Below are 26,247 nucleotides of genomic sequence, written 5' to 3' on the forward strand. Positions count from 1 at the left end.
GGCTCCCACTGCTTGTATGCATGCGGTTTCAGGATCTATTTCACTCCCCTCACAGGGGTTCTTTTCGCCTTTCCCTCACGGTACTGGTTCACTATCGGTCAGTCAGGAGTATTTAGCCTTGGAGGATGGTCCCCCCATATTCAGACAAGGTTTCACGTGCCTCGCCCTACTCGTCATCATTATATGTGCCCTTTCGTGTACGGGACTATCACCCTCTACGGTAGCACTTCCCAGAGCTTTCCGCTAAAACACATATAACTTAATGGGCTGATCCCCGTTCGCTCGCCGCTACTGAGGGAATCTCAATTGATTTCTTTTCCTAAGGGTACTGAGATGTTTCACTTCCCCTCGTTCGCCTCGCATGACTATGTATTCATCATGCGATACCTACCTTATGGTAAGTGGGTTTCCCCATTCAGAAATCTCCGGATCACAGGATATTTGCCGCCTCCCCGAAGCTTATCGCAGGCTATTACGTCTTTCATCGCCTCTGACTGCCAAGGCATCCACCACATGCACTTAATTACTTGACTATACAACCCCAAACAGTCGTTAATCCCTACAAGGAGGATCAACAATGTGGACTTAACCACTTCTATTTGTTGCCTGTGAACTTAATCACTATACAGCTTCAATTTAATTCATATACCAAAACGCTTGATTCAGTTTTATCGCTAGTGCTCATTTCATTCAACATTAACAATTACTTGCTAACATCAACTAAAACGAGTTTAAACAATTATTTCAACTCAAATATATTCTGTTAATGATTCACTACCGCCTCGTCAGCGAGTAGTTAACTGTGATAAATCACAGAGATTATCAACTGGTGCGTATACTACGCCATCCATTTGTTAATCTCTAGGATCTAATCAACTATATGCTTATTTCTTAACTTATCTTACGTCTATTTGAACATTTTAAGTTCAATGTAAGTGATGGTGGAGACTAACGGAGTCGAACCGTTGACCTCCTGCGTGCAAAGCAGGCGCTCTACCAACTAAGCTAAGTCCCCAGCTTAAGATCTTAATATATCTGCTCTTCTGTGTTCAGTAGACTTGGTGGGTCTGACAAGACTTGAACTTGTGACCCCACGCTTATCAAGCGTGTGCTCTAACCAACTGAGCTACAGACCCTCAGATACATCAATGAAGAACAACTTGTTGTGGATTCTTACCAATCGTCAATCTTTCGTTAAGGAGGTGATCCAGCCGCAGGTTCCCCTACGGCTACCTTGTTACGACTTCACCCCAGTCATCGGCCACACCGTGGTAAGCGTCCTCCTTACGGTTAGACTACCTACTTCTGGTGCAACAAACTCCCATGGTGTGACGGGCGGTGTGTACAAGGCCCGGGAACGTATTCACCGCGGCATTCTGATCCGCGATTACTAGCGATTCCGACTTCATGGAGTCGAGTTGCAGACTCCAATCCGGACTACGATCGGCTTTTTGAGATTAGCATCCTATCGCTAGGTAGCAACCCTTTGTACCGACCATTGTAGCACGTGTGTAGCCCTGGTCGTAAGGGCCATGATGACTTGACGTCGTCCCCGCCTTCCTCCAGTTTGTCACTGGCAGTATCCTTAAAGTTCCCACCCGAAGTGCTGGCAAATAAGGAAAAGGGTTGCGCTCGTTGCGGGACTTAACCCAACATCTCACGACACGAGCTGACGACAGCCATGCAGCACCTGTATGTAAGTTCCCGAAGGCACCAATCCATCTCTGGAAAGTTCTTACTATGTCAAGACCAGGTAAGGTTCTTCGCGTTGCATCGAATTAAACCACATGCTCCACCGCTTGTGCGGGCCCCCGTCAATTCATTTGAGTTTTAGTCTTGCGACCGTACTCCCCAGGCGGTCTACTTATCGCGTTAGCTGCGCCACTAAAGCCTCAAAGGCCCCAACGGCTAGTAGACATCGTTTACGGCATGGACTACCAGGGTATCTAATCCTGTTTGCTCCCCATGCTTTCGTACCTCAGCGTCAGTATTAGGCCAGATGGCTGCCTTCGCCATCGGTATTCCTCCAGATCTCTACGCATTTCACCGCTACACCTGGAATTCTACCATCCTCTCCCATACTCTAGCTTCCCAGTATCGAATGCAATTCCCAAGTTAAGCTCGGGGATTTCACATCCGACTTAAAAAGCCGCCTACGCACGCTTTACGCCCAGTAAATCCGATTAACGCTCGCACCCTCTGTATTACCGCGGCTGCTGGCACAGAGTTAGCCGGTGCTTATTCTGCGAGTAACGTCCACTCATCTTGGGTATTAACCAAGAGAGCCTCCTCCTCGCTTAAAGTGCTTTACAACCATAAGGCCTTCTTCACACACGCGGCATGGCTGGATCAGGGTTCCCCCCATTGTCCAATATTCCCCACTGCTGCCTCCCGTAGGAGTCTGGGCCGTGTCTCAGTCCCAGTGTGGCGGATCATCCTCTCAGACCCGCTACAGATCGTCGCCTTGGTAGGCCTTTACCCCACCAACTAGCTAATCCGACTTAGGCTCATCTATTAACGCAAGGTCACAAGTGATCCCCTGCTTTCCCCCGTAGGGCGTATGCGGTATTAGCATCCCTTTCGAGATGTTGTCCCCCATTAATAGGCAGATTCCTAAGTATTACTCACCCGTCCGCCGCTAGGTCAATTACCGAAGCAACTTCCCCCGCTCGACTTGCATGTGTTAAGCCTGCCGCCAGCGTTCAATCTGAGCCATGATCAAACTCTTCAGTTAAAAATCATTAGTGACTTAAGGTCACAATTCTGGCTCATCAATGTACTGACAAATTCTCTCAAATAAACTTCGAGTAATTTAAACCAATCAATCAATGATAATATTTCGATCAATCAATCAGTAAAAATCCACACAAGTTGTTCTTCATATTCTCTTAATGATCTTCTCAATGCTTCGTCAGCATCAAGCTAGGTCGGCTATACTACTCTCTATCTCTAAAAAGTCAATCAATAATGTTAATTATTTTTTCTAACAAACCCAACCCTAACCTCATCTTAAAATCTCAATTCGAAATCTTAACAACTTAATCAAGTGCCTGATTTATCAGAAGTTTTATTTAACATCACCGCCGATGGATGTGCATTCTACAGCATTCACAAACCAACACAACCCCTTTTTTTAATTATTTTTCATTTTATCTATCACTTGTTTATTTATTCTTCTAAAACAGCACTTTTTCTTTAAAAATCTGCTTTTTTGCATAAAAACACAGCAATAAAAAACCAATACCCCATCATATATTCACTAAAACAACTAAAACGGCCTCTTGTATACCCTTAGCATTGTTATAAATGCAATTTAATAGAGATACGGCGATTAAAATCTATATAAGGAGATAGATCACTTTTATCATTGAATAGAAGCATCAAACTATTCCTGAGAAAGAGATCAATATCTTGTCCCAACTCAAACAATACTTAGACTCGCTAAAACCAACGCTATAAAACTCACTCTATAAAACCAACTCTATAAAATCGGGTTCTATAAAACCAAGCCTTAGTTATATTTGGATGTATGTCTATATAAGTCGAGTACAATCTATGAATCCCCCTCTCCCCATTAAATAATTTTCCTAAAGTGAATTAGGGTTGGCACCTTGCTCTAGATAAGCCAAAATCATCAAAGTTAATTCTTTTTTTAGCTGCTGTTCTGAAATTAGAAAATTATTATGACTGACATAACGCATCATAGTAAAAAGCGTACTATTGATAATCACAAAGGATTTATTTTTAAGTACTTCAAAACTCCAATGATTAAAAAAACGGCTAAATACATACAATCCCACTTCATAGAAATGCTTTTCTAACACTTTTGCTGCTTCTGAATTGTTATAGCCATGCCAATGTTTAAGCACTTCAATAAAAAAGCCACCATCGGCTTTCATCATGTCAAAACCGAATTGAAGACTAAGTGGAATGATTTCTTCTAAGCTCAATTCTTCTTGGCTAATCGCAATCTGTTTCAACGCAAGCCCCAGCTGCTCACTTTTACGACTTAAAAGCTCCTGAATAATTTCTTCTTTATTGCCAAAATACTGATAGATAGAACCAACACTGACACCTGATTTTTCTGAAATTTTGGGTGTGGTGACGTTGATTAAGCCATATTCAGCAACACATAATTGAGTTGCTTCCAAGATACTATCTACGACATTCCGAGCACGTTGTTGTTGTGGTTGTTTTCTCATTTTGCGGTTCACTCCGAAATGCGAATTGAATGCGAATAATTATTCATATTAGAGTTTGACTAAACAATAATCAGGTCGCGCTCAAAATGCAAACATTAATTAAGCCACAACGCCTTGCCTCATTTGAGAAGATGGCACGAACAAATATGAAGTCTAAGCTTTTTTATTATTTTACAGACCGGCAGTTACAACCGAGTTATGACGAATATCTTTCACTCAATCGTGCCTTACAGACTGGTGATATCGCGATGGATAAAGTTATGGATTGGGTGATGACCAATCCTAGACAAAATAGAAAGCTTTTTGAAACAGCCTTGTATCAAGGTTTGGATAAACTTCCCAATGACATCCCTGAATTAACTGATTTTTTTAAAATGGTTGAACAAGCGCCTACTTGGCTTGATCCAGCTAAAATTGAAACTGCGATCAAATTTACCCATCGTTTAGGGACAAATGGTACTTTTATTTTACGCGATGTGGCTTTAATGACGGGTTATCAATACCCTGGTTTTAATCAACCGTTAATTATGACAGGTGCTTTACATAAATACGCGGGAAAACGCTTAGCTGAAACCCACAAATGGTGGCTTGATGTCAATCAACAAGATAGTTTCTCTCGTTTTAACAATGGTTTTACTTCAACCATTTATGTGCGTTTTATTCATTCGTTGGTACGGCACCAACTCAATAAATCCAAAGACTGGGATAACGATATTTGGGGAGCGCCGATCAATCAATATGATCAAGCCATGACCAATATCGCATTTAGTGCGGTGTTACTTCTCGGTGTCAGAGCCATTGGTATTTTTCCAAGCAAAACCGAATCAGAAGCCATCATGCATTTTTGGAAATATATGGGCTGGTTAATGGGAGTAGATGAAAAATGGCTAGTCAATAAAGAGTCTGACGCATGGAAACTACTGCAATGGATGAATTATGCCCACCCCAAGGCCGATGAAAGTAGCAAAGCTTTAGCCATCAGCTTATCCAAAGAGCCTTTTGAACGACACTACAAACACTTCAATTCCTTTTTGCAAAAAAAGGCCTATCAAAATCATTTGGATATTACTCAGTTTTTTATTGGGCAACGTAAAATGAAAAACCTAGGACTCAAGCCACGTACTTTGGCTTGGTATCCGCTTTATTTAATTGCAAAAAATACCCTGCTCTACCGTAGTGCTAAGCATATTGACAAACTGGATCAATATTTACAACAGAATGGTCGTGCAGAACAAGAATATGCACTTGAGCTTTATCAAAATGCGGGGAAACAATTAGCGAGTATGCATCAGTAAGATCTACTCTCACTCTCCCGTACTTCATGATTAAATTAAATAGGAACACTCGAAAAGACAAGGGGAAGCCAATTGGCCTCCCCTTGTTTCACATTACATGACTTCGCGTCACATTACTCATTGATCAATGAGAATGCATTGCTTCAGAAGCCGAATGATCCATGTTTGGCATACTTTCATGACTCATCTTAGACATATCATGTTGCTGAGCTGCATTCTGTTTTTGGCTTGGCATATAGTCAGGCTCGTTGGTAATCGCCAAATAGAAGATTCCCATAAAAATACAGCTTAAAATAATTGCGATTATCAGCAATTTCCATCCCCAAAACGATTTTTCAGGTGACAACTTATTACTGTCATTACTCATAGAACATCCTCATATTTCTGTAAAAAATCAGTTTTAAATCAATTAAAATTTCATGCTAATACGAGCCCAATAATTACGCCCAGTATTATTAAATTGTTGAGTACCGACTTGACCATCCGCACCTACACCCAATTTGTTTAAATGCTCGGTATAGGTTTTATCTAAGACATTGTCGACACCAACAGCAAGATTTAGATCTTTTTGAATGTTATATGACGCATTCAATGCCAAGGTGGTAAAGCTTTTACTTTCACCAGTGTCATAACCGACAATATTACCTTGATTTAAGCTAATACGATCTTGTTTCGCCACCGCACGCCATAATAAACCTAAAGAATATTTATCTTGAACATAACGTAAATTCAAACGACCTTCTAAAGGCGCAATTTGTGGCAATGGTTTATGTGTATCGGTATTTTCGCCCCATGCATACATTGCACTTAAATCCGCTTGAATCGCATCAGTAAATTGATAACCGATCCCCGCTTCAGCACCCGCGATAGTTGCATCGACATTTTTTGCACCCGCACTAAATGATGAACCATGACTATGTCCATCCATCCCGCCCGTTGGATGATTATGATAACTCAATAAAATAAAGTCATTAATCAATCCTGCATATGCTGATGTCCACACACTCAATGCATCATGTTGGTATTGATAACCGAGATCCAACTGTAAAGTTTTTTCAGTGTTTAGATCATTAAACGTCGGTTTAGACATACCAGTATTACCATGTGCAGTACTGAATAGCTCCCAATAATCTGGAACACGTTCCACATAACCTAAACCAATATAAGATTTGGCATTATGTTCAGGAGATTGATTTTCTAAACGAATAAATGCACTTGGCAAAGTTTCTTTACGTTGATCATTCAGTTTTAATGCATCAATTTTAACTTGATCAATTCGTGCACCTGTCACCAATTTATAAGCATCATTGAATTGATAGGTCATTTCTCCGAAAGCACCATAAGATTGGAAGCGCATATCCTCTCTAAATGCAACATTCATGGATGGCATGGTCGGTGATGACATACTGCCGCCATGTTTGTTCAGCTGAGAATCCACCCCAGTAATTAAACTGAGCTTATCCCATTCACTGGTCATGGCTAAACGGCTATTTAAAGTACGACGTGTCACCTGCATTGCCATTGGGTTTGGCATCAACATCTTCATGCCACCATGTGTCATTTCTGCCAATGGTGGAGTACGTAAACTAAAGTTATCCATAATATGGTCGTTATAACTATAGTTCACTTGCCCTTCGAGCTTTTTAATCACAGGGCTTAAATTCTTCTTTTCAACTCGTAAGCCTAAGCTTTCACGTGCAAATTGAGAACCATCCATGGTTCGGCCTGCGTATTCAGCCTCACCATCGGCTTTACCACCCGTCAGTTCAACCCATGTATCTTCATCGGGTGTCCAGCCTAAGGCTAAATCAGTATTCCAGCGCTCCCAAGAAGAAGGCACTTTATTGCCATCACCATCCTCATAGCTGTTTGACTCAGAACGATTGGCATTGATACGCATGTATTTTTTACTGTCACCTACAGCAGCTTCAATATTGTGATCCAAACGTCCAAAAGAACCGACTAAAACACTGGCTTGACCTTGATAATTTTTATCATCTGTTAAGGTTGGTTTTTGACGTTCAAAAATCACCGTGGCTGCTGAACCTGTATTGGCATATTGAACCGTCTGAGGTCCCTTTACCACCGAAATACGGTCAAAACTTTCGGGTTGAATATACGATGTAGGTGCATCCATGCGTGCAGGGCATGCACCTAAATTTTCGGTACCATCTGTTAAAATTTTAATCCGTGAACCAAACATGCCGCGGAATGTGACATCTCCATTGGTTCCACCGCTTTTAATTGAATTAAAGCCTGCAATACTTTGCAAATAATCAGCACCATCTGTAGCAGGTACAGGTTGAATCGGCTGTTTTGGATCAGCATAAATAATCAAACCATTGGCATCATTATTTAACTGTGCTGTAACCACGATTGGAGCAAGTTGAGATGCATGTTCCTGATCGTGTGCAAATGCCGCTGTAGAATAACAAGCAACACAAACCGCAGCCGCTAAAGGCTGTAAAAAGAATTGAGGTTGAGCCATTTTCTTTCTCTTAAATCATAAATTAAACAAGGCTGGAGTCAATGAAGACCCTAAAAATTAAGTTTTTGATTTATGCAAAAAGTGGCGGGGCTCGCCCTTGGGGAAGTAGAAACAAACGTTGCAATACAAAATAGACATGTCGAAATGCTTTTTGAAATGCAACCAGTCGCACTTGGATACGATCTAATATTTCTTTGATTTCAAGTTCAGGAGGTAAAACCAAATTGCCATAGACTGTACAGTATTGGCACTGGTGACCCGCATCATGGTGATGTGAACTTGGTTGCTCTGGCGCTGCATGTTCAGCATGGGCCAATAGATGGTCATGACTGGCAGCTTCATGTGCAGAAGATGCAGATTGATGTTGATGATGGGTGTTATGTTGATGCTTTTCGTAGAAATGACTTTGTACTAAAGCTTGAGTAATAGTTTCACAGACCGGCGCAATTTGATATTGCTTCGGTAGCAAAGGCTGTAAAAATACAGCAATCTGTAAAAAAACTGCGGTAAAACCGAGCAGTAAACCTATTCTCAACAAAACGTTCGTCTCAACATTTTTCGAGCCAGAGTATAACAAAGCCCAAACAAAATTGGGCTTTGTATTGCAGGAAAATTTTAAAAGATTTTAAAATTCAACTGACTCAGATCAACGTTTTGCTGGAACTTTTTGCTTTTCACGCTGACGAACCACTTTTTCCACTTTTTCACGCGCACGTTGACGCTTTAAAGGGGATAAGTAATCCACAAATAATTTACCGTTTAAGTGATCCATTTCATGTTGAATACATACCGCCAATAGATCATCCGCTTCGACTTCAAAAGCTTGACCTTCAAGGTTAATTGCTTCAATTTTAACTCGTGACGGACGCTCAACTTTATCGTATATTTGAGGAACAGAAAGACAGCCTTCCTCATAAGATAAGGTTTCTTCTGTAAGCGGTGTTATTTTGGGGTTAATGAACACCATAGGTTGGTCTTTGTCTTCAGACAGATCCATTACGATAAGCTGAATATGCTGATCGACCTGTGTAGCAGCCAGACCAATACCTGGCGCTTCATACATGGTTTCAAACATGTCTGCTGCTAACTGGCGAATTTCATCAGTTACCACATCGACAGGTTTTGCAATGGTGCGTAAACGGGGATCAGGAAAACTTAAAATAGGTAATAAGGCCATACTGTACCCTCTGTTGCTATGCCATTGATCTTAAAACTAAATGAAGAATATGCTTCATTAAAAAAATGTGTGTAATATGCGTATTATAACGCATATAGAGACATAATTTTAGGAATTATGATAATGAAAAAGGTTTTAACTGGCATAACGAACTTTCATGCCAAGGGGTTCAAGAAACAATTACTTGCTGTGACACTATGTTTAAGTGCAGGATTCACTTACATGGAAATCACACACGCAAGTCCAAACACCAATCCACCTGCACTGAAATCCAGTGCACCCAATGTCTATGTGGTGAAACGTGGCGATACTTTATGGGATATTGCGGGGAAATTTTTAAGCAAACCTTGGCGCTGGCCTGAAATCTGGGCAAGCAATAAGCATGTTAAAAATCCACATTGGATTTATCCTGGCGATAAATTATTGTTGTGTACTTTAGATGGTCGTCCACTGATTGGTGTAGATGAAGGTGATGGTTGTGATGGAATTATCCGTCGTCATCAAGGTGGAACATCTTTACGCCCTCAAATACGCGTTGAATCCTTAAATAATGCGATTTCAGTAATTCCATTATCAGATATTCAACCGTGGTTAGAACACAGTATTGTGGTCAATCCTGAATCTTTACAGAACATCCCTTATACCATCGGTGCTGCTGATAATCGTGTGATTACGGGTGCAGGACAAACCGTTTATGCGCGTGGAAATGGCTTAGTCGTGGGTCAACGTTATGGGATCTATCGTGAAGGCAAACCCTATATTTTCCTCAATGCTGAAGGCAAAAAGTTTAATGCGGGCATGGAGTTAACTGAGGTTGCTTCTGCAACAGCGGCGGCTGGTGAAAATGATGTAACCACTCTAGAGCTAACCAAAAGTTATAATGCTGAAGTGCGTAAAAGCGACTATGTCCTACCAAGCTATGATGCTGAATTGCCGAGTTTGTTCTATCCAACCACCACCAATGAAGTCAGCAATGGCGGTAAAGTGGTTCGTGTACAAGGTTCAATTGGTACAGCAGCGCAATATAGTGTAGTCACCATTGACCGTGGGAGCTTACAAGGTGCTAAACCTGGGCAAGTCTTTAGTATTTACCAACAAGGTGAAACAGTCCGTGACCCAAAAACTAAAGAGTCTGTGAAATTACCAAGTCAAAAAATTGGTACGCTGATGATCTTTAAGAGTTTTGATCACCTCAGCTATGCCTATATTTTGGAAAGTAATTTACCAATTAAAATGGGTGCTGAAATTAAACCACCTGCAATTGCAGATAACTAAGTTTTTCATGATGTGATTTAAATATGTTGAAGCAAATATCCAATGACCAATATGATGCCATCAGACTTTGGTATTTGGTTCAACATTCGCTCAGCGCTTTTCGTAAATTAGAAACACATTTTGGTTCTATCGCAAAAGCGCTGCAAGCTGAAAATTTAAACCGCTGGTCTGAAGCCAAAATTCATAAAAACCATCTTGAAAGAGCCAGTGAATTTTTCAATGCGCTTGGGCAATCCAAATTTCAAGTTTGCTTCGATAAAATTCAACAACATACAGATTTTATTCTTTTAGATACCGACCCTCATTATCCTCAACAACTGCTACCTTATCCTGATCATCCACCAATTCTATTTGGTAAAGGTGCATTTCAGAATCTAAGTCAACCGCAAATCGCCATCGTGGGTAGCCGAAAGCCAAGTCCGCATGGCAAACAAGTGGCTTATGATTTTGCTTACTATTTGAGTGAAAAGGGCTTTTTTATTACCAGTGGCCTAGCACTGGGAATTGATGCCGCTGCACATATGGGTGGACTAAAACACCATCGAACCATTGCGGTGATCGGTACAGGCTTAGATCTGGTTTATCCTAGTCAAAATAGACAGTTACAAGAACAAATTTTGCAGCATTCAGGAACGATTTTGACTGAATACCTGCCAGAAACTCAGCCTATTCAGCGCAATTTTCCCTATCGAAATCGGATCGTGAGTGGTTTGAGCTTAGGTGTTGTTGTCGCAGAAGCACAACTGGGTAGTGGTTCACTGATTACGGCGCAAGCTGCCGCAGAACAAGGTAAAGTGATTTTTGCAATTCCAGGGCATATTTATGGAGAGCATCATCAAGGATGTCATCAGCTCATTCGTGAAGGGGCCATTCTGGTTGATCATCCAGAACAGATTGTTGAAGATTTAGCACTTCCCACCCAATGGCATTGTGCACAACAGTCTGAATCACTCTCCCCAATGCCAGAAATTCCCGAGCATTTATTTAAGCTGTATCAATTGCTGGATTGGATTGGGCAAGACTTAGATACGCTTGCTCAAAACGCAAATTTAGACATTGCACAACTCACAAGCGATCTTATGGAATTAGAACTTTTGGGTCACTGTATTCAACAATCTGGGCTGTACTTACGTTGCCGAGTCAGTTATTAAGGTTCACAATAGTGGCTTATTCCACGAAATGGCAAGGTAAACATAGATGATTACAACCTCAGTTGCTGAAGCTGCACAAATTCTTCAACAAGGTAAAGTCTTGGCTTATCCAACAGAGGCAGTATGGGGTTTAGGCTGTGATCCGTTCAATGAACAGGCTTTTTTAGAAATTTTAAGGCTTAAACAACGCCCTATAGAGAAAGGCGTAATTTTATTGGCAGGACAGCTCTCACAAGTTGAACATCTATTAACAGAAATTGACCCTATTATTCGTGAACAAATCATTCAATCATGGACGCAACGCTCTAGAACAGAACGTGCAACAACTTGGCTACTTCCAGCTGATGATAAAATTCCACAATGGATTAAAGGCCAGCATGCTCAGGTTGCGGTTCGTGTAACCAATCACCCTTTGTGCATTGCCTTATGTAATGCCTTTAATGGCTTTATTGTGTCGACCAGTGCAAATTCGGCAGGTTTAGAACCAGCAAGATCTTTACAACAAGCCAGTCAATATTTTGGTTCGGAATTGAATTATTTAAACGGCGATCTTGGTTTAAGTCGCGAACCAAGCAAAATCATTGACGCATCTACAGCACAAGTGATTCGGGTTTAAACACGTTAAAATATTCATTCAAACATGAGTTCAGGGCCTGTTGGAATTTCATAAATGGCTTGCGTTGTAGGTTAAAATTGAGCATGAGACGTATACGTCGTAAAGCAGGAAACGAAGAGAATAGCGAGACTATTTTCGAGTTTCATAACGTAGGCTGAGATAATTTTAGCCACAACCCTGAGCAAGAACAAAGCATTGCTTTGTTTGCAGCGCAAGGCGTAGACGAATTGTCAACAGACCCTCAATATTACCAATAAAAAGGCAAAAAAAAACTCAGCCACATATAGGGTTGGCTGAGTATAAAAAAGGATGCGTTAAACACATCCAGAGGGTATGAAAAATTCAGTGTAGAACAATTTAATTAAGAAATTCTTAATTCGCTACGATGAAAATATTATCCTATAAATTTTTTTTGAATACAAATATATTCTTCTGAGCAAGATCTGTTCATTTGAGTGAATTGCAAATAACTTGGATTTCAATAATAAAACTAAGTGTTTAAATTTGTTTTACTATTTGAATTTTCAACAGTTAAATCACTAATTAAAAAACAAATTTTGCTCAGATTTAACACTTAAAAAGCGTTAAAAATAAAGATTTAAATGAACAATTTTCACTCAAAACACTTTAAATTTTAACTCAATAATGTACTTTTTTTGACACTAAGTGACTTTTTTTGTGCCAATGCAATTCCTACTAAAATGACAATACCACCAATTGTATGCGATATCGTCCAAGCCTCATGCAACCAGAAGTAGGCAATGATTGCAGTAAATACTGGCATTAAATTCATAAAAATGCTGGTTCGATTTGGACCTAGATATTGCACAGCCATCATCCACAATAAAGGTGCAACAAGAGAAGGTAATATACCCGCATATAAAACGCTAGCGACATTACCTTGGTTAATCGCATCAATGCCATAATAAAGCACAAATGGTAAATGGTAGACCAAGGTCAACGCAATTTGCACATAGAGACTCAACAGTAATGGAACTTTCAATTGCCATTTTTTCAGAAAAACCCCATAAAAAGCATAAAAGAACACAGCCAAGACCATGATCAAATCACCAGAGTGCCCTGCCAATTGAGTCAAGTTGCTAAAATCCCCTCGGCCAATCACATACAGTAAACCAAGAAAAGACAAGATACTGCCGACAACAGCGAAGCGATTGGGAATTTCACGTAAAATAAGAATCGAAACAAAAATGGTAAATACTGGAATAAAGGCGTTGATAATGCCCATATTGGTTGCTGTGGTGTAATGCGCTGCGCTATATGCCAAGCCTTGATACAAGAACATACCAAAAGCACTCAGCACCACAAATTGCATAAAATGTTGTTTAACCAAATGACGTTGCTTCCACACTTGGGGCAACATAAATGGGGTCAAAATAATAAATGCCACTAACCAGCGATAAAAGCTAATACTGACAGGTGAAATATAATCCGAAACATAACGTGTAACTGCAATATTCATTGACCAAATCAATACTGCAATGATCGGTAAACTGATTGCCCACCACATGGGTTTTGAATTGCTATACATAATTTTGACTGTCGAATAGGATCTGAAAATGATTATCGATGAAGTCGGAATAAATTTAAATATGGCATTTCAGACATCTATAGGGCTTTTCAGACAAATGCTATTTTATATATTTTAAACTTAAAATAATTCCCAAGTTTTGATTGCTAAAGTCACCACACTTTGTAACTGTTCAGCACCAACCCCATCACGGGCTTGCATGGTTAAACCTTGGATCACCGTTGAATAATAATCTGTCATCGCTTGAATATTGGCGTGTGGGTTTAAGTCACCTTCTTTGACACCCTGTTGCAAACGTTGGTAGATATTTTCTTTGACTTGTTGTCTTTTCAACAAGAGATCATGCTGAATCGGTGCATGTTCTTGTGAACAATTCATGGTTGCGGTAACCAACATACAGCCCGTCGGTTTATTCTGTTGAACCAGTTTTTTAAGGTTTTCATACAAATAAATTTCAATAGCGATTTTTGCTGTTTTGGCTTGTTGAAAAATAACTTCCAAAGGACATGCCTCATGCTTTAAGTAGTACTCCAAACAGGCATGAAACAGCTGTGATTTGTCCCCAAAACTACTATATATACTGGGTGCAGTAAGATTTAAGGCTTTGGTTAAATCGCTCATCGATGTGGATTCATAGCCATATTCCCAGAACAACAACATGGCTTTTTGTAGCGCTTGTTGTTCATCAAAACATTTAGGACGACCACGCCCACGCTTAGGTGCTTGTTTTTCAGCGACTAAAGCATGTTTTTCAGAATCAGCCATAACTTTCACATATATTTTTATAACGAACATTATTAAATTAATTGACAACACAAAATTAATCAAATATTTTATTTTTATAACGATCGTTAATGAATTAAAAAATACCTCCATATGCTTTCGCTTTACAGCAGGAATATATCTTCATGAATATGATGCAATCAGAAGTTTCAGAACCACAGTCCTCTGAGATTCCCCCCAGTAGCCAAGGGAGCTGGTTGGCGCTATTAACCGTTGCAATTACTGCTTTTGCTTTGGTCACCAGTGAGTTTCTCCCAATTGGTGTCCTCAACGACATTTCCAGTGATTTGCATGTATCTGTTGGTACAGCGGGTTTGATGATCACTCTCCCAGGGATCATGGCCGCCATAGCAGCACCACTCCTTCCCGTTCTAGTCAAAAATTTAGATCGACGTTACTTACTCCTAGCCTTGTCTGCAACGATGGTGTTTGCCAATGCCATCACTGCAATTGCATCAACTTTTGAAATTTTATTGCTGAGCCGTTTCATTCTTGGATTTGCAATTGGTGGATTTTGGGCGACTGCGATTGCCTTAAGTGGTCGTTTAGCACCAAGCCATTTACCTATTGCGAAAGCAACAGCAACTGTCATGGCTGGGGTAACTTTAGCCACTGTTCTTGGTGTACCGATTGGGACATGGCTAAGTGATGCATATGGCTGGCGAACATCATTTGGAATTACCTCCGCCATCGGCTTCGTTGTTTTACTGTTGGGAATTAAATTTATCCCAAGTTTAAAACCAGAATCTGCCATTCATTTTAAAGACTTACCTGCATTGCTAAGAATCAGTAAAGCCAGACAAGGTTTGATTATTATTTTGTTGATTGGTTTAGCTCATTTTTCATCATATAGCTATCTGACCCCGTTCTTTAAAAATTCAGCAGGCTTTGACAGTGCTACCATCAGTTCGCTACTGCTATTATTTGGTATCGCCGGTATCTTTGGTAATGCTTTTGCTGGTTATAGCGGTAATTTGAATGTGCGTTATACCTTTGCATTCGTTGCCATCTGTTTTGCGGTTGTATTCTTTGGCTTTCCTCTATTTGCAATTCATCCATCAGGCGCCTTTATTCTTACAGCGCTTTGGGGCTTTGCATTTGGTGCATTTCCAACCACTGCCAATATTTGGATGTTTTTACACGCCCCTCAAGCTGTAGAAAAAGGCATGCCGTTATTTGTTGGTTTCTTCCAAGTGATGATTGCAACAGGTGCATTAATCGGTGGCTATGTTGTTGACCATTTTAATGCCAACATTTTATTGTATAGTGTACTGAGTTTTATCCTTTTGGCCTTTATTTCAATCTTCACGCTGAGTCGTGGATTAAATAACCCCAAAGCTGAAAACACTGCCATTCAATGTGAGAGTTAAGTCTTTTCAACTATGTATTCAGCGCTGATTTCTGTAGAAGAATTTTTCTACCAAAAGCATGATGTAGTGACACCCCATTCAAATTTATGGGGTGATTTTAATTTGAGTTTAAATGGGACTTTAGAACTCAATGTCGCAGAACAAACCTATCTGTCTCCACCAAGTTATGGTTTGTGGATTCCGCCGCAAACCGAACATTGTTGTACAGCTGTGGATGATCAACTGACGCATTACATCTGTATCCGTATTCATCCTCAGCTTTGTCAAAGCTTATCCCAAAGCACAAAGACTTTAAGTATTCGCCCTTTTTTACGTCATACCATTGAAGAAGTTTTAGAGCAGCAGAAACAAGGGATTCCATCATCTCCCTATTATCAACACTTATTAGAACTGTTGGTCGATCAAATCCAAAATAGTGTGTGTTATGAGCATTATTTACCGCAAACCAACCATCCCACACTCAAGCCTATTCTTGAGCATTTGTCGGATACAACACGCTTCCCCCAAAGCCTTCAAGAAATTCTCGATACTTTTCAGATTACTGAACGGCATGCACTTAGACTTAGCCAAGAGCACCTTAAACTTTCGCTGTCTGAATGGCGTAATCGCGCCAAGATTATTTATGCAATCTCATTGATCCAACAAGGCATCTCAATTAAAAAAATTAGCTTAGACCTCGGCTATCAACACACATCCAGCTTCATTGAGTTTTTTAAGCGTTACACTCATCAAACCCCAGCACAAATGCGAAATCTTTAAGATTGGGGTATTTTTCAAGCAGCCTAATTCCGCTTTATTGATAAGTTTATATACAAAAATACTATAGAAAATTGCCTTAAAATTGTGCATTTTGCATCTTATGCTCTAGATTAAGCATATAACTTTTTGAATTTGTATATATTACCGTCAAATTCATAAGAATTTTAAATAATGAAGGGTTCGAATAAATGAAAAAATTACTACTAGCTACACTATGTGCTTCAGCGTTTGCTTTAACTGCATGTGATAAAAAACCAGCTGATTCAGCTTCAGGAACTGAGAACAAACCTGCTGCAGCTGCGGTTTCTTTAAGTACCAACAATACTGCTGATATCAAAAGCGATTTAACTGCACTTCAAACAATGTCTACAGCGAAAGCTAAAGAAGCATTGAACTTCCAAACAGAAGTGATGCAAGCTGCACAAAAGGGTGATAAAGATGCACTGAAAGGTGTTGTCGATAAAATGAAAACTTATGTGGATGGTTTCAACAAAGATCTTGATGGTTTAGCACTTAAAAGTACTGAAGTTGCGTCTGTACGTGACAAAATGAAAGAGTCAAATAACCTAGGCGTTGAAATGTCTGAAGCTGGTTTAGCGACTTCACCAGATCCACAAAAAATCATGGAACTACAAAAGAAAGGTACTGAGTTACAACAAAGCCTGTTAACTGAAATGCAAGCACTTCAAGCCAAAGCAAACGCTGCACCATAATCGATTAAATTTGATGCAGTTTTTAAAAGCAGATCCTATGATCTGCTTTTTTTATTACACTTATATACAAATGTAACTTGCTGAAATCTTGGAATATCGCTAAAACATTAGACATATTTCTAATCACTGTCTTTTGATTTTTAAGGATACCCCTATGAGCAATTCCGTTTATGACATCCCAGTCAATACCATCAAAGGTGAAGCGACGACCTTGAATCAATATCAAGGTAAAGTTCTTTTAATCGTTAACGTTGCATCTAAATGTGGCCTTACTCCACAATATGAAGGTTTAGAAAAACTATATACTGAAAAGAAAGATCAAGGTTTAGAAATCCTCGGCTTTCCTGCAAATAACTTTCTTGCGCAAGAGCCTGGAACAAATGATGAAATCGAGCAATTTTGCTCTTTAACTTACAATGTCGACTTCCCGCTTTTTGCTAAAATTTCAGTTGCTGGTGATGATAAACATCCACTTTATGACAGCTTAATTCATGCAATCCCTGAACGTATTGGTGAAGGTCCTTGGTGGAAAGACTTAGTCGATTATGGCTTAACACCAAACCCAAAACCTGAAGTCCTTTGGAACTTTGAAAAATTCTTAATCGGTAAAAATGGCGAAATCGTGGCACGTTTTGCACCAGATATCACTGCTGATGATCCACGAATTACATCTGCGATTGAAGCTGAATTAGCAAAATAGATCGAGCATTAAAAGCACTATGCTTTAAATAAATTTTTATATTTTGCAGTTTTGATCGAAAATTTTATATTTTCGATCAAAATCCCTCTAGCTTTATTCACAATTTAAAATTTCGAAACCTTCAATGGCGTACTAAAAATGCATTCTTTTTTGCTTTTGTTTGAGTAGAAATGAATCTCTAAAGTTACAGACTGTATGTCCTTTGCAACAATCCTCAATCTCTACACTTTTGCAAATTATAGTGAATTCATAACCGATTAAATTACTTTTGGACAACGATGAAAAAGTTTTTACAAGGTGCGGTTTTGCCTTTTGTTATTTTTATTTCTGGCATGTTACTACTAGGCTGTAATCAAGCAGCTGAACAATCACGTCAACAAGATGACGCTCAAGCGATTGAAACTGCGCAAATGAGTGAGAATACATCCGACTCAAATAATAATAATCAATCAACAGCAAAAAGTACTGAAGATTTAAAACAAGGCAATATGTTTTATATCGCACGTGATGTTGCCAACGTACAGCTGAAAACTGGTGACTATGTTGAAAAATTACAGCAAAGCCAATCTAATTTACAACAAGCGATACAATCACAAAATCAAGCTGAGCTGCAACAATCTGTCAAAACATTGACTCGTGAACTACAAGGCTTTAATACAGCATTGATTTCATTAGATTTAAAAAGCCAAGAGATTGATGGTATCCGCCAACAAGTGCTACAAGCAAATAAGCAAGTGCTTAACTCAGCACTGTTAAACGGTGATTTAGACATTTCAAAAGTTGATTTTAAGAAAATCGAACAACAAATGAATACCATCCAACTAGATATGCTTAAACTGGCAGGCATGATGATTCCTGGATCAAATACAGAGCAAGCCACTTGAACAGCGTTAATTAGATTTGAACAGATCAGCCTTGGCTTGGCTTGGCGACATTACATGATCGATCTTGTCCTAGTGCGCGTTTAGCATCTAACTTAAAACGAGCTTGAGCAGACTTATAACTTGCGGGTAAAAATAGCGTTAAACGGGTTTTATTCTTTCCAATGGATTCCACCAAGGTTTTTGATAAATACGCCCCACCCTCTGTACGGGTAAACAAGGTTCCCATTTCTAAATCTCGTTCTAGTCGATTGTCGGTAAAGACAAAATCTTTTTCGCCAGTAAACGCAACACATTGCCCATAGGCCATTTTCAAATTTTTAAATGCGACAACATAATCGATATCTAACTCTGTTTCTAAACCATTTCCCACTGAATTTGCCACCAAACTTGCTTCAGTGGGTGCATTTGGTGTGGTGACAAATTGGCTTTGGCATGCTGAAACAGCACTCAGTAGAAGTACAGAAAATAAATACCGACATTGCACTAATTTTTTCATTTTAAGTTTATTGGTTTTCTACAACAATGAAGGGATTGTAGCAAAGTTCATGAACATGATTTAATAGCAGATTAACTGTATTTTTGTAGTGTTTCATGCAACTGATTTTATTCACAGGCGTACAAGCTTCGGGTAAATCTACTTTTTATCAACAGTATTTTTACCATACACATCTACGTATCAATCTCGATATGCTAAAAACACGCCATCGCGAAAAGATACTGTTTGAAGCAGCTATAGCCTCTAAAACCAAAATCGTGATAGATAACACCAACATAAGCAAAGCCGATCGAGCCCGTTATATTCAACTTGCCAAAACTGCTGGCTTCGAGATCATTTCATATTATTTTGAAACGGATCTAGACAGTACTTTACAGCGTAATGCACAACGTGAGGGTAAAGCCAATATTGCTGAAAAAGGCGTTAAAGCCACCTTTTATAAATTAGAAGTCCCGAATCGTTCAGAAGGTTTTGATGCGCTGTTTAAAGTAAACATGATAGAAAATAATGACTTTTCAATTACGGTCATAACTGAATAAAAAATTTAATGTTGAGCCAACCGCCATGTTTTAAATGCGGTTTGCATCTGTTGTTGTATTTCTCTAGGTACTTTACGAGCTGCTAAATTGGAAAAATCTCCACGATAGGTTTCAGCCACAATTGAACTTGCCAAATCTTCGATCGCAATTCGACCTTTGTTGTGATACGCCTGAATTTCTACTTCGGTTAAATAAATATCCCAACATGAAACAACAGAACTCATATCTACGGCTATACTAAGATAGTAGTCATCTTGCGTTTGATAAAGTTCCCAAAAGTGCGCTTGCTGTTCGATGAGGTGCATTGTCTTCTATATCTCCTTTTTTATTGTTTAGATTATGCTAAAACTAGTCAGTGATGAAATATAACTTTAGCATGAGAATAACGAAGAAGTTTAACCATGAGATTTGATGATCTAGATACACGATTACGTGTTTATGAAACAGCTTATGATTTCTGTGTACCACCAGAACAATATATCGTTGTGCGTTTGGATGGACGTGGCTTTACCAAACTCACCAAAGATATTTGGAAATTTGAAGCGCCCTTTGATCTTCGTTTTAGGGACTTGATGGTCGAAACAACAGCTCACTTAATGCAATGTGGCTTTAATATTATTTATGGCTATACACAAAGCGATGAAATCTCCTTACTGTTTCATTTAAAAGATGACAGCTTTAATCGTAAAACACGAAAAATTATTTCTATTTTAGCCGCAGAAGCCAGTGCAAAATTCAGTGTGTTACATGGTGAGATGGCAACTTTTGATGCTCGAATTTGTATACTGCCCAATGCAAAAACTGTTGAAGATTATTTTCGTTGGCGTCATGAAGATGCTCATCGCAACGCACTCAATGCACATTGCTATTGGATGTTGCGCAAGGAAGGAGAAAATGTAAAAAATGCAACCGACCAAGTAAAAGGATTATCTCGCCAAGAGAAGCATGATTTACTCTTTAGCCGTGACATTAACTTTAATGAATTACCTGCATGGCAGAAGCGTGGTACAGGTTTATATTGGAAAGATATTGAAAAAATTGGTTTTAATCCAAAAACTAAACAGTCGACAGTATCAACTCGTCGACACATTTTTAAAGACTATGAATTACCTTTGGGGGATGATTATAGTCAATTTATACAAACACAATTTTTATTGGACACCCCCCAAGAATAAGCTCCTACCATGTTGAACCGATATAAATTTGAACCCTCCATAAATTAATCGCATAAAAAAACCACCCTCGCGGGTGGTTTTTCAATCTCAAACTGCGTGTTATAGCGCGCGGTTTTTGATTTTGCGGATGGTTTCCAACTGAGCAGCAGTTTCTGCAAGAGCAGCCAAAGCAGCAGCAGAGTCCAAATCGCTTTTTTGATTTGCAAGCAATTGTTCAGCATGTTTACGTGCTTCAAGAATTGCAGCTTCATCTAAGTTGTCAGCACGAACTGCAGTATCTGCAAGCACAGTAACAACATGCGGTTGAACTTCTAGAACACCACCAGATACATAGATTAACTCTTCTGTACCGTTTTCAAGCAGAACGCGAATTGCGCCCGGCTTGAGTAAGGTGACTAACGGAGCGTGACCAGGCATGATACCCAATTCACCGCCAGCACCTTTTGCGATAAGCATTGTCACAGTGCCTGAGTACAAAGACTCATTAACACTTACAACATCACATTGCATAGTCGACATGTGAATCTCCTAAATTAGAGTTGCTAATTAAAGCTTCTCGGCTTTAGCGATCACTTCGTCAATACCACCAACCATATAGAACGCTTGTTCTGGGATGTGATCGTATTCACCAGCTAGAAGACCTTTAAAGCCACGAATTGTTTCTTTAAGTGGTACAAGTTTACCAGGAGCACCAGTAAACACTTCAGCTACGTGGAACGGTTGAGAGAAGAAACGTTGGATTTTACGCGCACGGTAAACAATCAACTTATCTTCTTCTGCTAACTCGTCCATACCCAAGATTGCGATGATGTCTTTAAGCTCTTTATAACGTTGCAATACGTTCTGTACAGAACGTGCAATTTCATAATGCTCAGCACCAACAACAAGTGGATCTAACTGACGTGAAGTAGAGTCAAGTGGATCGATCGCTGGGTAAATACCAGAAGATGCGATGTCACGGCTCAATACTACAGTTGCATCTAAGTGAGCAAATGTAGTTGCAGGCGATGGATCTGTTAAGTCATCGGCAGGTACATATACCGCTTGGATAGATGTAATCGAACCAGACTTAGTCGATGTAATACGTTCTTGAAGAACACCCATCTCTTCTGCAAGCGTTGGTTGGTAACCTACTGCAGATGGCATACGACCTAAAAGAGCAGATACTTCAGTACCAGCCAATGTGTAACGGTAAATGTTGTCAACGAACAACAATACGTCACGGCCTTTACCGTTTTCATCTTTCTCATCACGGAAGTATTCAGCCATGGTCAAACCAGTTAACGCTACGCGTAAACGGTTACCCGGTGGCTCATTCATCTGACCGTAGACCATTGCTACTTTGTCAAGAACGTTAGAATCTTTCATCTCGTGGTAGAAGTCATTACCTTCACGAGTACGCTCACCAACACCAGCAAACACAGATAAACCTGAGTGAGCTTTCGCGATGTTGTTGATCAATTCCATCATGTTTACAGTTTTACCAACACCGGCACCACCGAATAAACCAACTTTACCACCTTTAGCAAACGGGCAAAGTAAGTCAATGACTTTAATACCAGTTTCTAAAAGGTCAGTAGAAGCAGCTTGTTCAGCATAAGAAGGTGCTTGACGGTGAATCGGCAAACGCGCTTCAGTCGCAACTGGACCAGCTTCGTCGATTGGGCGACCAAGAACGTCCATGATACGACCTAAACATGCAGTACCTACAGGTACAGAAATAGGTGCACCAGTATTAGATACGTTTAGACCACGTTTAAGACCTTCTGTAGATCCCATTGCGATGGTACGAACTACACCATCACCAAGTTGTTGCTGAACTTCTAAAGTAGTTTCAGTACCGTCAACTTGGAGAGCGTCATAGATCTTAGGAACGCTATTGCGTTCAAACTCGACGTCGATAACCGCGCCGATGATCTGAATGATACGACCGCTACTCATTGCTGTCTCCTCAATTCAAAATAATGTTAAACGGCAGCGGCACCACCAACGATCTCAGAAATTTCCTGAGTAATCGCGGCTTGACGCAGCTTGTTATAAATGAGTTGTAGGCTCTTGATAAGATCACCTGCGTTGTCAGTTGCAGCTTTCATTGCAACCATACGAGCAGACTGCTCACATGCGATGTTTTCAATCACACCTTGATAAACCATAGACTCAATGTAACGAACCAATAAACCATTTAAAAGCTCTTCAGCTTCTGGTTCATATAGATAATCCCAACCATATTGGCGGTTAAGATCCTCGTCCGTATCAGCCGCAGCTAAAGGAACAAGTTGTTCGATTTTTTGGTTTTGAGTCATGGCATTGACAAAGCCGTTTGACACAAGATAAATACGATCTAACTCGCCTTTATCAAATGCATCTAACATCACCTGTACAGAACCAGTTAACTGTTCAAGACTTGGAGCATCACCTACTTGCGTAGTTGCGCCAAGTACTTTACCGCCGTAGTTTTTAAAAAACGAAACCGCTTTTTGACCAATTAAAGCAAATTGAACTTCAATTGACTGCTCTTGTTGCTGTTGTACGTGTTTTACCACTTTTTTGAACAAGTTAATGTTCAAACCACCAGCAAGACCACGATCTGAAGAAACAATGATATAGCCAACGCGTTTTACAGGGCGTTCAACCATATAGCGATGTTTGTATTCAGGATTCGCTTGGACCAAATGAGCAATTACACGGTGCATATTTTCGGCATACGGACGGCCCTGAGCCATGCGCTCTTGCGCACGACGCATCTTAGAAGCTGCTACCATTTGCATCGCGCGAGTAATCTTTTGCGTGCTCTTGATACTAGCTACTTTGGCGCGAATTTCTTTTAAATTTGCCATACGCTTAACCTAGTATTCGAAAGCCCTTTCGAGCTTCCGAAGGTTGATCCGTGAACCAAACCATAACTAACAACAACATACATTGAAATTAGTAAGTTTGAGTCGCTTTAAAGCTTTCAATACCTGCTTTGATTGCAGCTTCGATGTCTTTGTCGTAGTTACCAGTTTCATCGATGTTTTGCATTAACGCAGCATGTTCTGAACGGAAGTAAGAGATTAACGCAGTATCAAAGTCTACGATTTTCTTCACTTCAACGTCAGCCATATAGCCTTCGTTAGATGCATAAATTGAAACAGCTTGGTCAGCAATTGAATATGGAGCATATTGTTTTTGCTTCATTAATTCAGTTACACGTTGACCATGTTCAAGTTGCTTACGAGTTGCTTCATCAAGGTCAGAAGCGAACTGAGCAAATGCTGCCAATTCACGGTATTGCGCCAAAGCAGTACGGATACCACCAGACAATTTTTTGATGATCTTCGTTTGAGCAGAACCACCAACACGCGATACAGAGATACCCGCGTTCACAGCAGGACGAATACCTGCGTTGAATAATGATGTTTCTAAGAAGATCTGACCATCAGTAATCGAAATTACGTTTGTCGGTACGAATGCAGATACGTCACCCGCTTGAGTTTCAATAATTGGCAATGCAGTTAATGAACCAGTTTGGCCTTTAACTTCACCATTAGTGAATTTCTCAACATAGTCAGCAGATACACGAGAAGCACGTTCAAGTAGACGTGAATGAAGATAGAACACGTCACCTGGGTAAGCTTCACGACCTGGTGGACGACGAAGAAGCAATGAAATTTGACGGTAAGCAACAGCTTGTTTAGACAAGTCATCATAAATGATAAGTGCGTCTTCACCGCGGTCACGGAAGTACTCGCCCATTGTACAACCAGCATATGGAGCAAGATACTGCATTGCTGCAGGATCTGCTGCAGCAGCTGCTACAACAGTTGTGTACGCCATAGCGCCAGTTTCTTCAAGCTTACGTACTACGTTTGCAATTGTTGATTGTTTTTGACCAATCGCAACGTATACACACTTAATGCCTGATTGTTTTTGAGCAATGATCGCATCGATCGCCATTGCTGTTTTACCAGTTTGACGGTCACCGATGATCAACTCACGCTGACCACGACCAACAGGGATCATTGTATCTACTGATTTATAACCAGTTTGTACAGGTTGATCCACTGATTGACGCCAAATTACACCTGGTGCTACTTTTTCAACAGCATCAGTAAGTTTTGCATCAATAGGGCCTTTACCATCAATCGGGTTACCCAAAGCATCTACTACACGGCCTAAAAGTTCTGGACCAACCGGAACTTCTAATACACGACCTGTGCAACGAGCTTTTTGACCTTCTTGAAGGCTTAAGTAGTTACCTAAGACAACGGCACCCACTGAATCCTGTTCTAGGTTCAGTGCCATACCAAATAAGCCGCCGTCGAATTCGATCATTTCACCGTACATTGCATCAGCAAGGCCGTGAATACGCACAATACCGTCGGAAACCATAACAATGGTCCCTTCGTTCTTAGCGGTCGCGCTGGTGTCCAGATCGCCGATACGCTGTTTAATGAGCGCACTGATCTCGGATGGATTCAGTTGTTGCATTGCGCTATACCTCAATCTTTTTAAAGTTCAGTCTTCTTTAGACGTAGTTATTTTTAACAATTACGCTAGAAGACGAGTCCGCATTTTTTCAAGCTTGCTAAGCGCAGAATCATCTATCACTTGGTCGCCTGCACGAATAACAACACCAGCAATCAATGCTGGATTTACTTCAACTGTAACTTTCACAGCGCTGTTCAAGCGTTTTTCTAACGCATGAGCCAACTTCTGTTCTTGTACTGAATCCAATGGAAAAGCGGATTCAATCACAACATCTACAGTGTTGTTATTTTGCGATTTGAGTTGCTCAAATTCTGTGTCAATTTCAGGTAACAATGCTAAACGGCCATTGTCTGCAAGAAGTGTCAAAAAGTTTGACACAGCCACAGTTTGTTCATTACCTAAAACTTTCGCAAAAAGATCAACCTGCTCTGCAGGTGTCAACTCAGGGCGATTTAAATAAGCGGAGAATGCTTCATCTTGCACCGCAGCACTGAGCAGTTGTAATGCATTTGACCAAGCGTCAGTTGCATTTTGCTCAGATGCATAAGCAAATGCTGCTTTAGCGTATGGGCGTGCCAACGTCAAGAATTCAGCCATATTCGCCT

At 40.1% G+C, this 26,247-nt stretch carries 25 protein-coding genes, 2 tRNA genes and 2 rRNA genes; 11 read left to right on the forward strand and 18 right to left on the reverse strand.

The window, feature by feature from the left end; translation table 11 throughout:
- The 5 genes from F981_RS15970 to F981_RS15990 form a co-directional block, all read right to left on the reverse strand.
- Window positions 1–533 (reverse strand): 23S ribosomal RNA (locus tag F981_RS15970); the annotation flags it as partial.
- 406 nt (window positions 534–939) lie between these two features.
- Window positions 940–1,015: transfer RNA gene (locus F981_RS15975), tRNA-Ala, on the reverse strand.
- 44 nt (window positions 1,016–1,059) lie between these two features.
- Window positions 1,060–1,136 (reverse strand) — tRNA-Ile (locus F981_RS15980).
- A 59-nt stretch (window positions 1,137–1,195) separates the two neighbouring features.
- Window positions 1,196–2,734 (reverse strand): 16S ribosomal RNA (locus F981_RS15985).
- 853 nt (window positions 2,735–3,587) lie between these two features.
- The gene (locus F981_RS15990; RefSeq protein ID WP_004723394.1) at window positions 3,588–4,202 is read right to left on the reverse strand and encodes a TetR/AcrR family transcriptional regulator; all 615 of its coding nucleotides are present in this window, start codon (window positions 4,200–4,202) and stop codon (window positions 3,588–3,590) included.
- Between the two features lie 86 nt (window positions 4,203–4,288).
- Between F981_RS15990 and F981_RS15995 the strand changes: the two genes are divergently transcribed.
- The gene (locus F981_RS15995) at window positions 4,289–5,497 is read left to right on the forward strand and encodes an oxygenase MpaB family protein (protein WP_004723396.1); all 1,209 of its coding nucleotides are present in this window, start codon (window positions 4,289–4,291) and stop codon (window positions 5,495–5,497) included.
- A 124-nt stretch (window positions 5,498–5,621) separates the two neighbouring features.
- On the opposite strand, the gene F981_RS16000 is transcribed toward F981_RS15995, so the two are convergent.
- The 4 genes from F981_RS16000 to def form a co-directional block, all read right to left on the reverse strand.
- Window positions 5,622–5,864: a hypothetical protein gene (locus F981_RS16000; protein WP_004723397.1), complete on the reverse strand. Its 243-nt coding sequence runs from the start codon at window positions 5,862–5,864 to the stop codon at window positions 5,622–5,624.
- Window positions 5,865–5,906: 42 nt separating this feature from the next.
- Entirely contained in the window at window positions 5,907–7,985 is a 2,079-nt protein-coding gene (locus F981_RS16005; protein WP_004723398.1) for a TonB-dependent copper receptor, read from the reverse strand.
- 70 nt (window positions 7,986–8,055) lie between these two features.
- On the reverse strand, window positions 8,056–8,523 hold the full coding sequence (locus tag F981_RS16010) for a DUF2946 family protein (RefSeq protein WP_004723399.1): 468 nt from the start codon (window positions 8,521–8,523) through the stop codon (window positions 8,056–8,058).
- 108 nt (window positions 8,524–8,631) lie between these two features.
- A complete protein-coding gene (def, locus tag F981_RS16015; protein ID WP_004723400.1) occupies window positions 8,632–9,162 on the reverse strand; it encodes a peptide deformylase in 531 nt (176 codons plus the stop codon).
- 123 nt (window positions 9,163–9,285) lie between these two features.
- Between def and F981_RS16020 the strand changes: the two genes are divergently transcribed.
- The 3 genes from F981_RS16020 to F981_RS16030 are packed head-to-tail and all read left to right on the forward strand — an operon-like array spanning window position 9,286 to window position 12,204.
- Window positions 9,286–10,437 (forward strand): LysM peptidoglycan-binding domain-containing protein, encoded by a 1,152-nt coding sequence (locus F981_RS16020; protein WP_004723401.1) that lies wholly within the window; start codon window positions 9,286–9,288, stop codon window positions 10,435–10,437.
- A gap of 23 nt (window positions 10,438–10,460) precedes the next feature.
- Window positions 10,461–11,588, forward strand: a complete 1,128-nt coding sequence (dprA, locus tag F981_RS16025) for a DNA-processing protein DprA (RefSeq protein WP_004723403.1) — start codon at window positions 10,461–10,463, stop codon at window positions 11,586–11,588.
- Between the two features lie 46 nt (window positions 11,589–11,634).
- A complete protein-coding gene (locus tag F981_RS16030; RefSeq protein ID WP_004723404.1) occupies window positions 11,635–12,204 on the forward strand; it encodes an L-threonylcarbamoyladenylate synthase type 1 TsaC in 570 nt (189 codons plus the stop codon).
- 634 nt (window positions 12,205–12,838) lie between these two features.
- Here the strand turns inward: F981_RS16030 and F981_RS16035 are convergent.
- Together F981_RS16035 and F981_RS16040 are read right to left on the reverse strand one after the other, a co-directional pair.
- Window positions 12,839–13,732 (reverse strand): DMT family transporter, encoded by an 894-nt coding sequence (locus tag F981_RS16035; protein WP_004723406.1) that lies wholly within the window; start codon window positions 13,730–13,732, stop codon window positions 12,839–12,841.
- Window positions 13,733–13,873: 141 nt separating this feature from the next.
- Window positions 13,874–14,518 carry a TetR/AcrR family transcriptional regulator gene (locus tag F981_RS16040; protein ID WP_004723407.1) on the reverse strand — a complete coding sequence of 215 codons (645 nt, stop codon included), beginning with the start codon at window positions 14,516–14,518 and terminating at the stop codon, window positions 13,874–13,876.
- A gap of 149 nt (window positions 14,519–14,667) precedes the next feature.
- Between F981_RS16040 and F981_RS16045 the strand changes: the two genes are divergently transcribed.
- The 5 genes from F981_RS16045 to F981_RS16065 all read left to right on the forward strand — a co-directional run bounded on the left by F981_RS16045 (window position 14,668) and on the right by F981_RS16065 (window position 18,962).
- The gene (locus tag F981_RS16045; RefSeq protein ID WP_227515188.1) at window positions 14,668–15,906 is read left to right on the forward strand and encodes an MFS transporter; all 1,239 of its coding nucleotides are present in this window, start codon (window positions 14,668–14,670) and stop codon (window positions 15,904–15,906) included.
- A 12-nt stretch (window positions 15,907–15,918) separates the two neighbouring features.
- Window positions 15,919–16,665: a helix-turn-helix domain-containing protein gene (locus tag F981_RS16050; RefSeq protein WP_004723409.1), complete on the forward strand. Its 747-nt coding sequence runs from the start codon at window positions 15,919–15,921 to the stop codon at window positions 16,663–16,665.
- Between the two features lie 188 nt (window positions 16,666–16,853).
- The gene (locus tag F981_RS16055) at window positions 16,854–17,378 is read left to right on the forward strand and encodes a hypothetical protein (protein WP_004723410.1); all 525 of its coding nucleotides are present in this window, start codon (window positions 16,854–16,856) and stop codon (window positions 17,376–17,378) included.
- A gap of 154 nt (window positions 17,379–17,532) precedes the next feature.
- Entirely contained in the window at window positions 17,533–18,078 is a 546-nt protein-coding gene (locus F981_RS16060; RefSeq protein WP_004723411.1) for a glutathione peroxidase, read from the forward strand.
- 278 nt (window positions 18,079–18,356) lie between these two features.
- A complete protein-coding gene (locus tag F981_RS16065; RefSeq protein WP_004723412.1) occupies window positions 18,357–18,962 on the forward strand; it encodes a hypothetical protein in 606 nt (201 codons plus the stop codon).
- A gap of 25 nt (window positions 18,963–18,987) precedes the next feature.
- Here F981_RS16065 and F981_RS16070 read toward each other — a convergent pair whose 3' ends face one another.
- Window positions 18,988–19,458 (reverse strand): hypothetical protein, encoded by a 471-nt coding sequence (locus tag F981_RS16070; protein WP_004723413.1) that lies wholly within the window; start codon window positions 19,456–19,458, stop codon window positions 18,988–18,990.
- 95 nt (window positions 19,459–19,553) lie between these two features.
- Between F981_RS16070 and F981_RS16075 the strand changes: the two genes are divergently transcribed.
- Window positions 19,554–19,997: an ATP-binding protein gene (locus F981_RS16075; RefSeq protein WP_004723414.1), complete on the forward strand. Its 444-nt coding sequence runs from the start codon at window positions 19,554–19,556 to the stop codon at window positions 19,995–19,997.
- Between the two features lie 5 nt (window positions 19,998–20,002).
- Here F981_RS16075 and F981_RS16080 read toward each other — a convergent pair whose 3' ends face one another.
- Complete coding sequence (locus F981_RS16080) at window positions 20,003–20,302, reverse strand: hypothetical protein (protein WP_004723417.1); 300 nt, start codon at window positions 20,300–20,302, stop codon at window positions 20,003–20,005.
- A 96-nt stretch (window positions 20,303–20,398) separates the two neighbouring features.
- Between F981_RS16080 and F981_RS16085 the strand changes: the two genes are divergently transcribed.
- A complete protein-coding gene (locus F981_RS16085; RefSeq protein WP_004723418.1) occupies window positions 20,399–21,172 on the forward strand; it encodes a tRNA(His) guanylyltransferase Thg1 family protein in 774 nt (257 codons plus the stop codon).
- A gap of 99 nt (window positions 21,173–21,271) precedes the next feature.
- On the opposite strand, the gene F981_RS16090 is transcribed toward F981_RS16085, so the two are convergent.
- The 5 genes from F981_RS16090 to F981_RS16110 form a co-directional block, all read right to left on the reverse strand.
- Window positions 21,272–21,691, reverse strand: coding sequence for a F0F1 ATP synthase subunit epsilon (locus tag F981_RS16090; protein ID WP_004723419.1), 420 nt, complete (start codon window positions 21,689–21,691; stop codon window positions 21,272–21,274).
- A gap of 27 nt (window positions 21,692–21,718) precedes the next feature.
- Window positions 21,719–23,113, reverse strand: a complete 1,395-nt coding sequence (atpD, locus tag F981_RS16095) for a F0F1 ATP synthase subunit beta (protein ID WP_004723420.1) — start codon at window positions 23,111–23,113, stop codon at window positions 21,719–21,721.
- Window positions 23,114–23,139: 26 nt separating this feature from the next.
- Window positions 23,140–24,009, reverse strand: a complete 870-nt coding sequence (gene atpG / locus F981_RS16100; protein ID WP_004723421.1) for a F0F1 ATP synthase subunit gamma — start codon at window positions 24,007–24,009, stop codon at window positions 23,140–23,142.
- 88 nt (window positions 24,010–24,097) lie between these two features.
- On the reverse strand, window positions 24,098–25,642 hold the full coding sequence (gene atpA / locus F981_RS16105) for a F0F1 ATP synthase subunit alpha (protein WP_004723422.1): 1,545 nt from the start codon (window positions 25,640–25,642) through the stop codon (window positions 24,098–24,100).
- A gap of 60 nt (window positions 25,643–25,702) precedes the next feature.
- Window positions 25,703–26,239, reverse strand: coding sequence for a F0F1 ATP synthase subunit delta (locus F981_RS16110; protein WP_004723423.1), 537 nt, complete (start codon window positions 26,237–26,239; stop codon window positions 25,703–25,705).
- Between the last annotated feature and the right edge of the window lie 8 nt (window positions 26,240–26,247).

Source organism: Acinetobacter guillouiae CIP 63.46 (genome assembly GCF_000368145.1).
GTDB classification, from domain to species: domain Bacteria; phylum Pseudomonadota; class Gammaproteobacteria; order Pseudomonadales; family Moraxellaceae; genus Acinetobacter; species Acinetobacter guillouiae.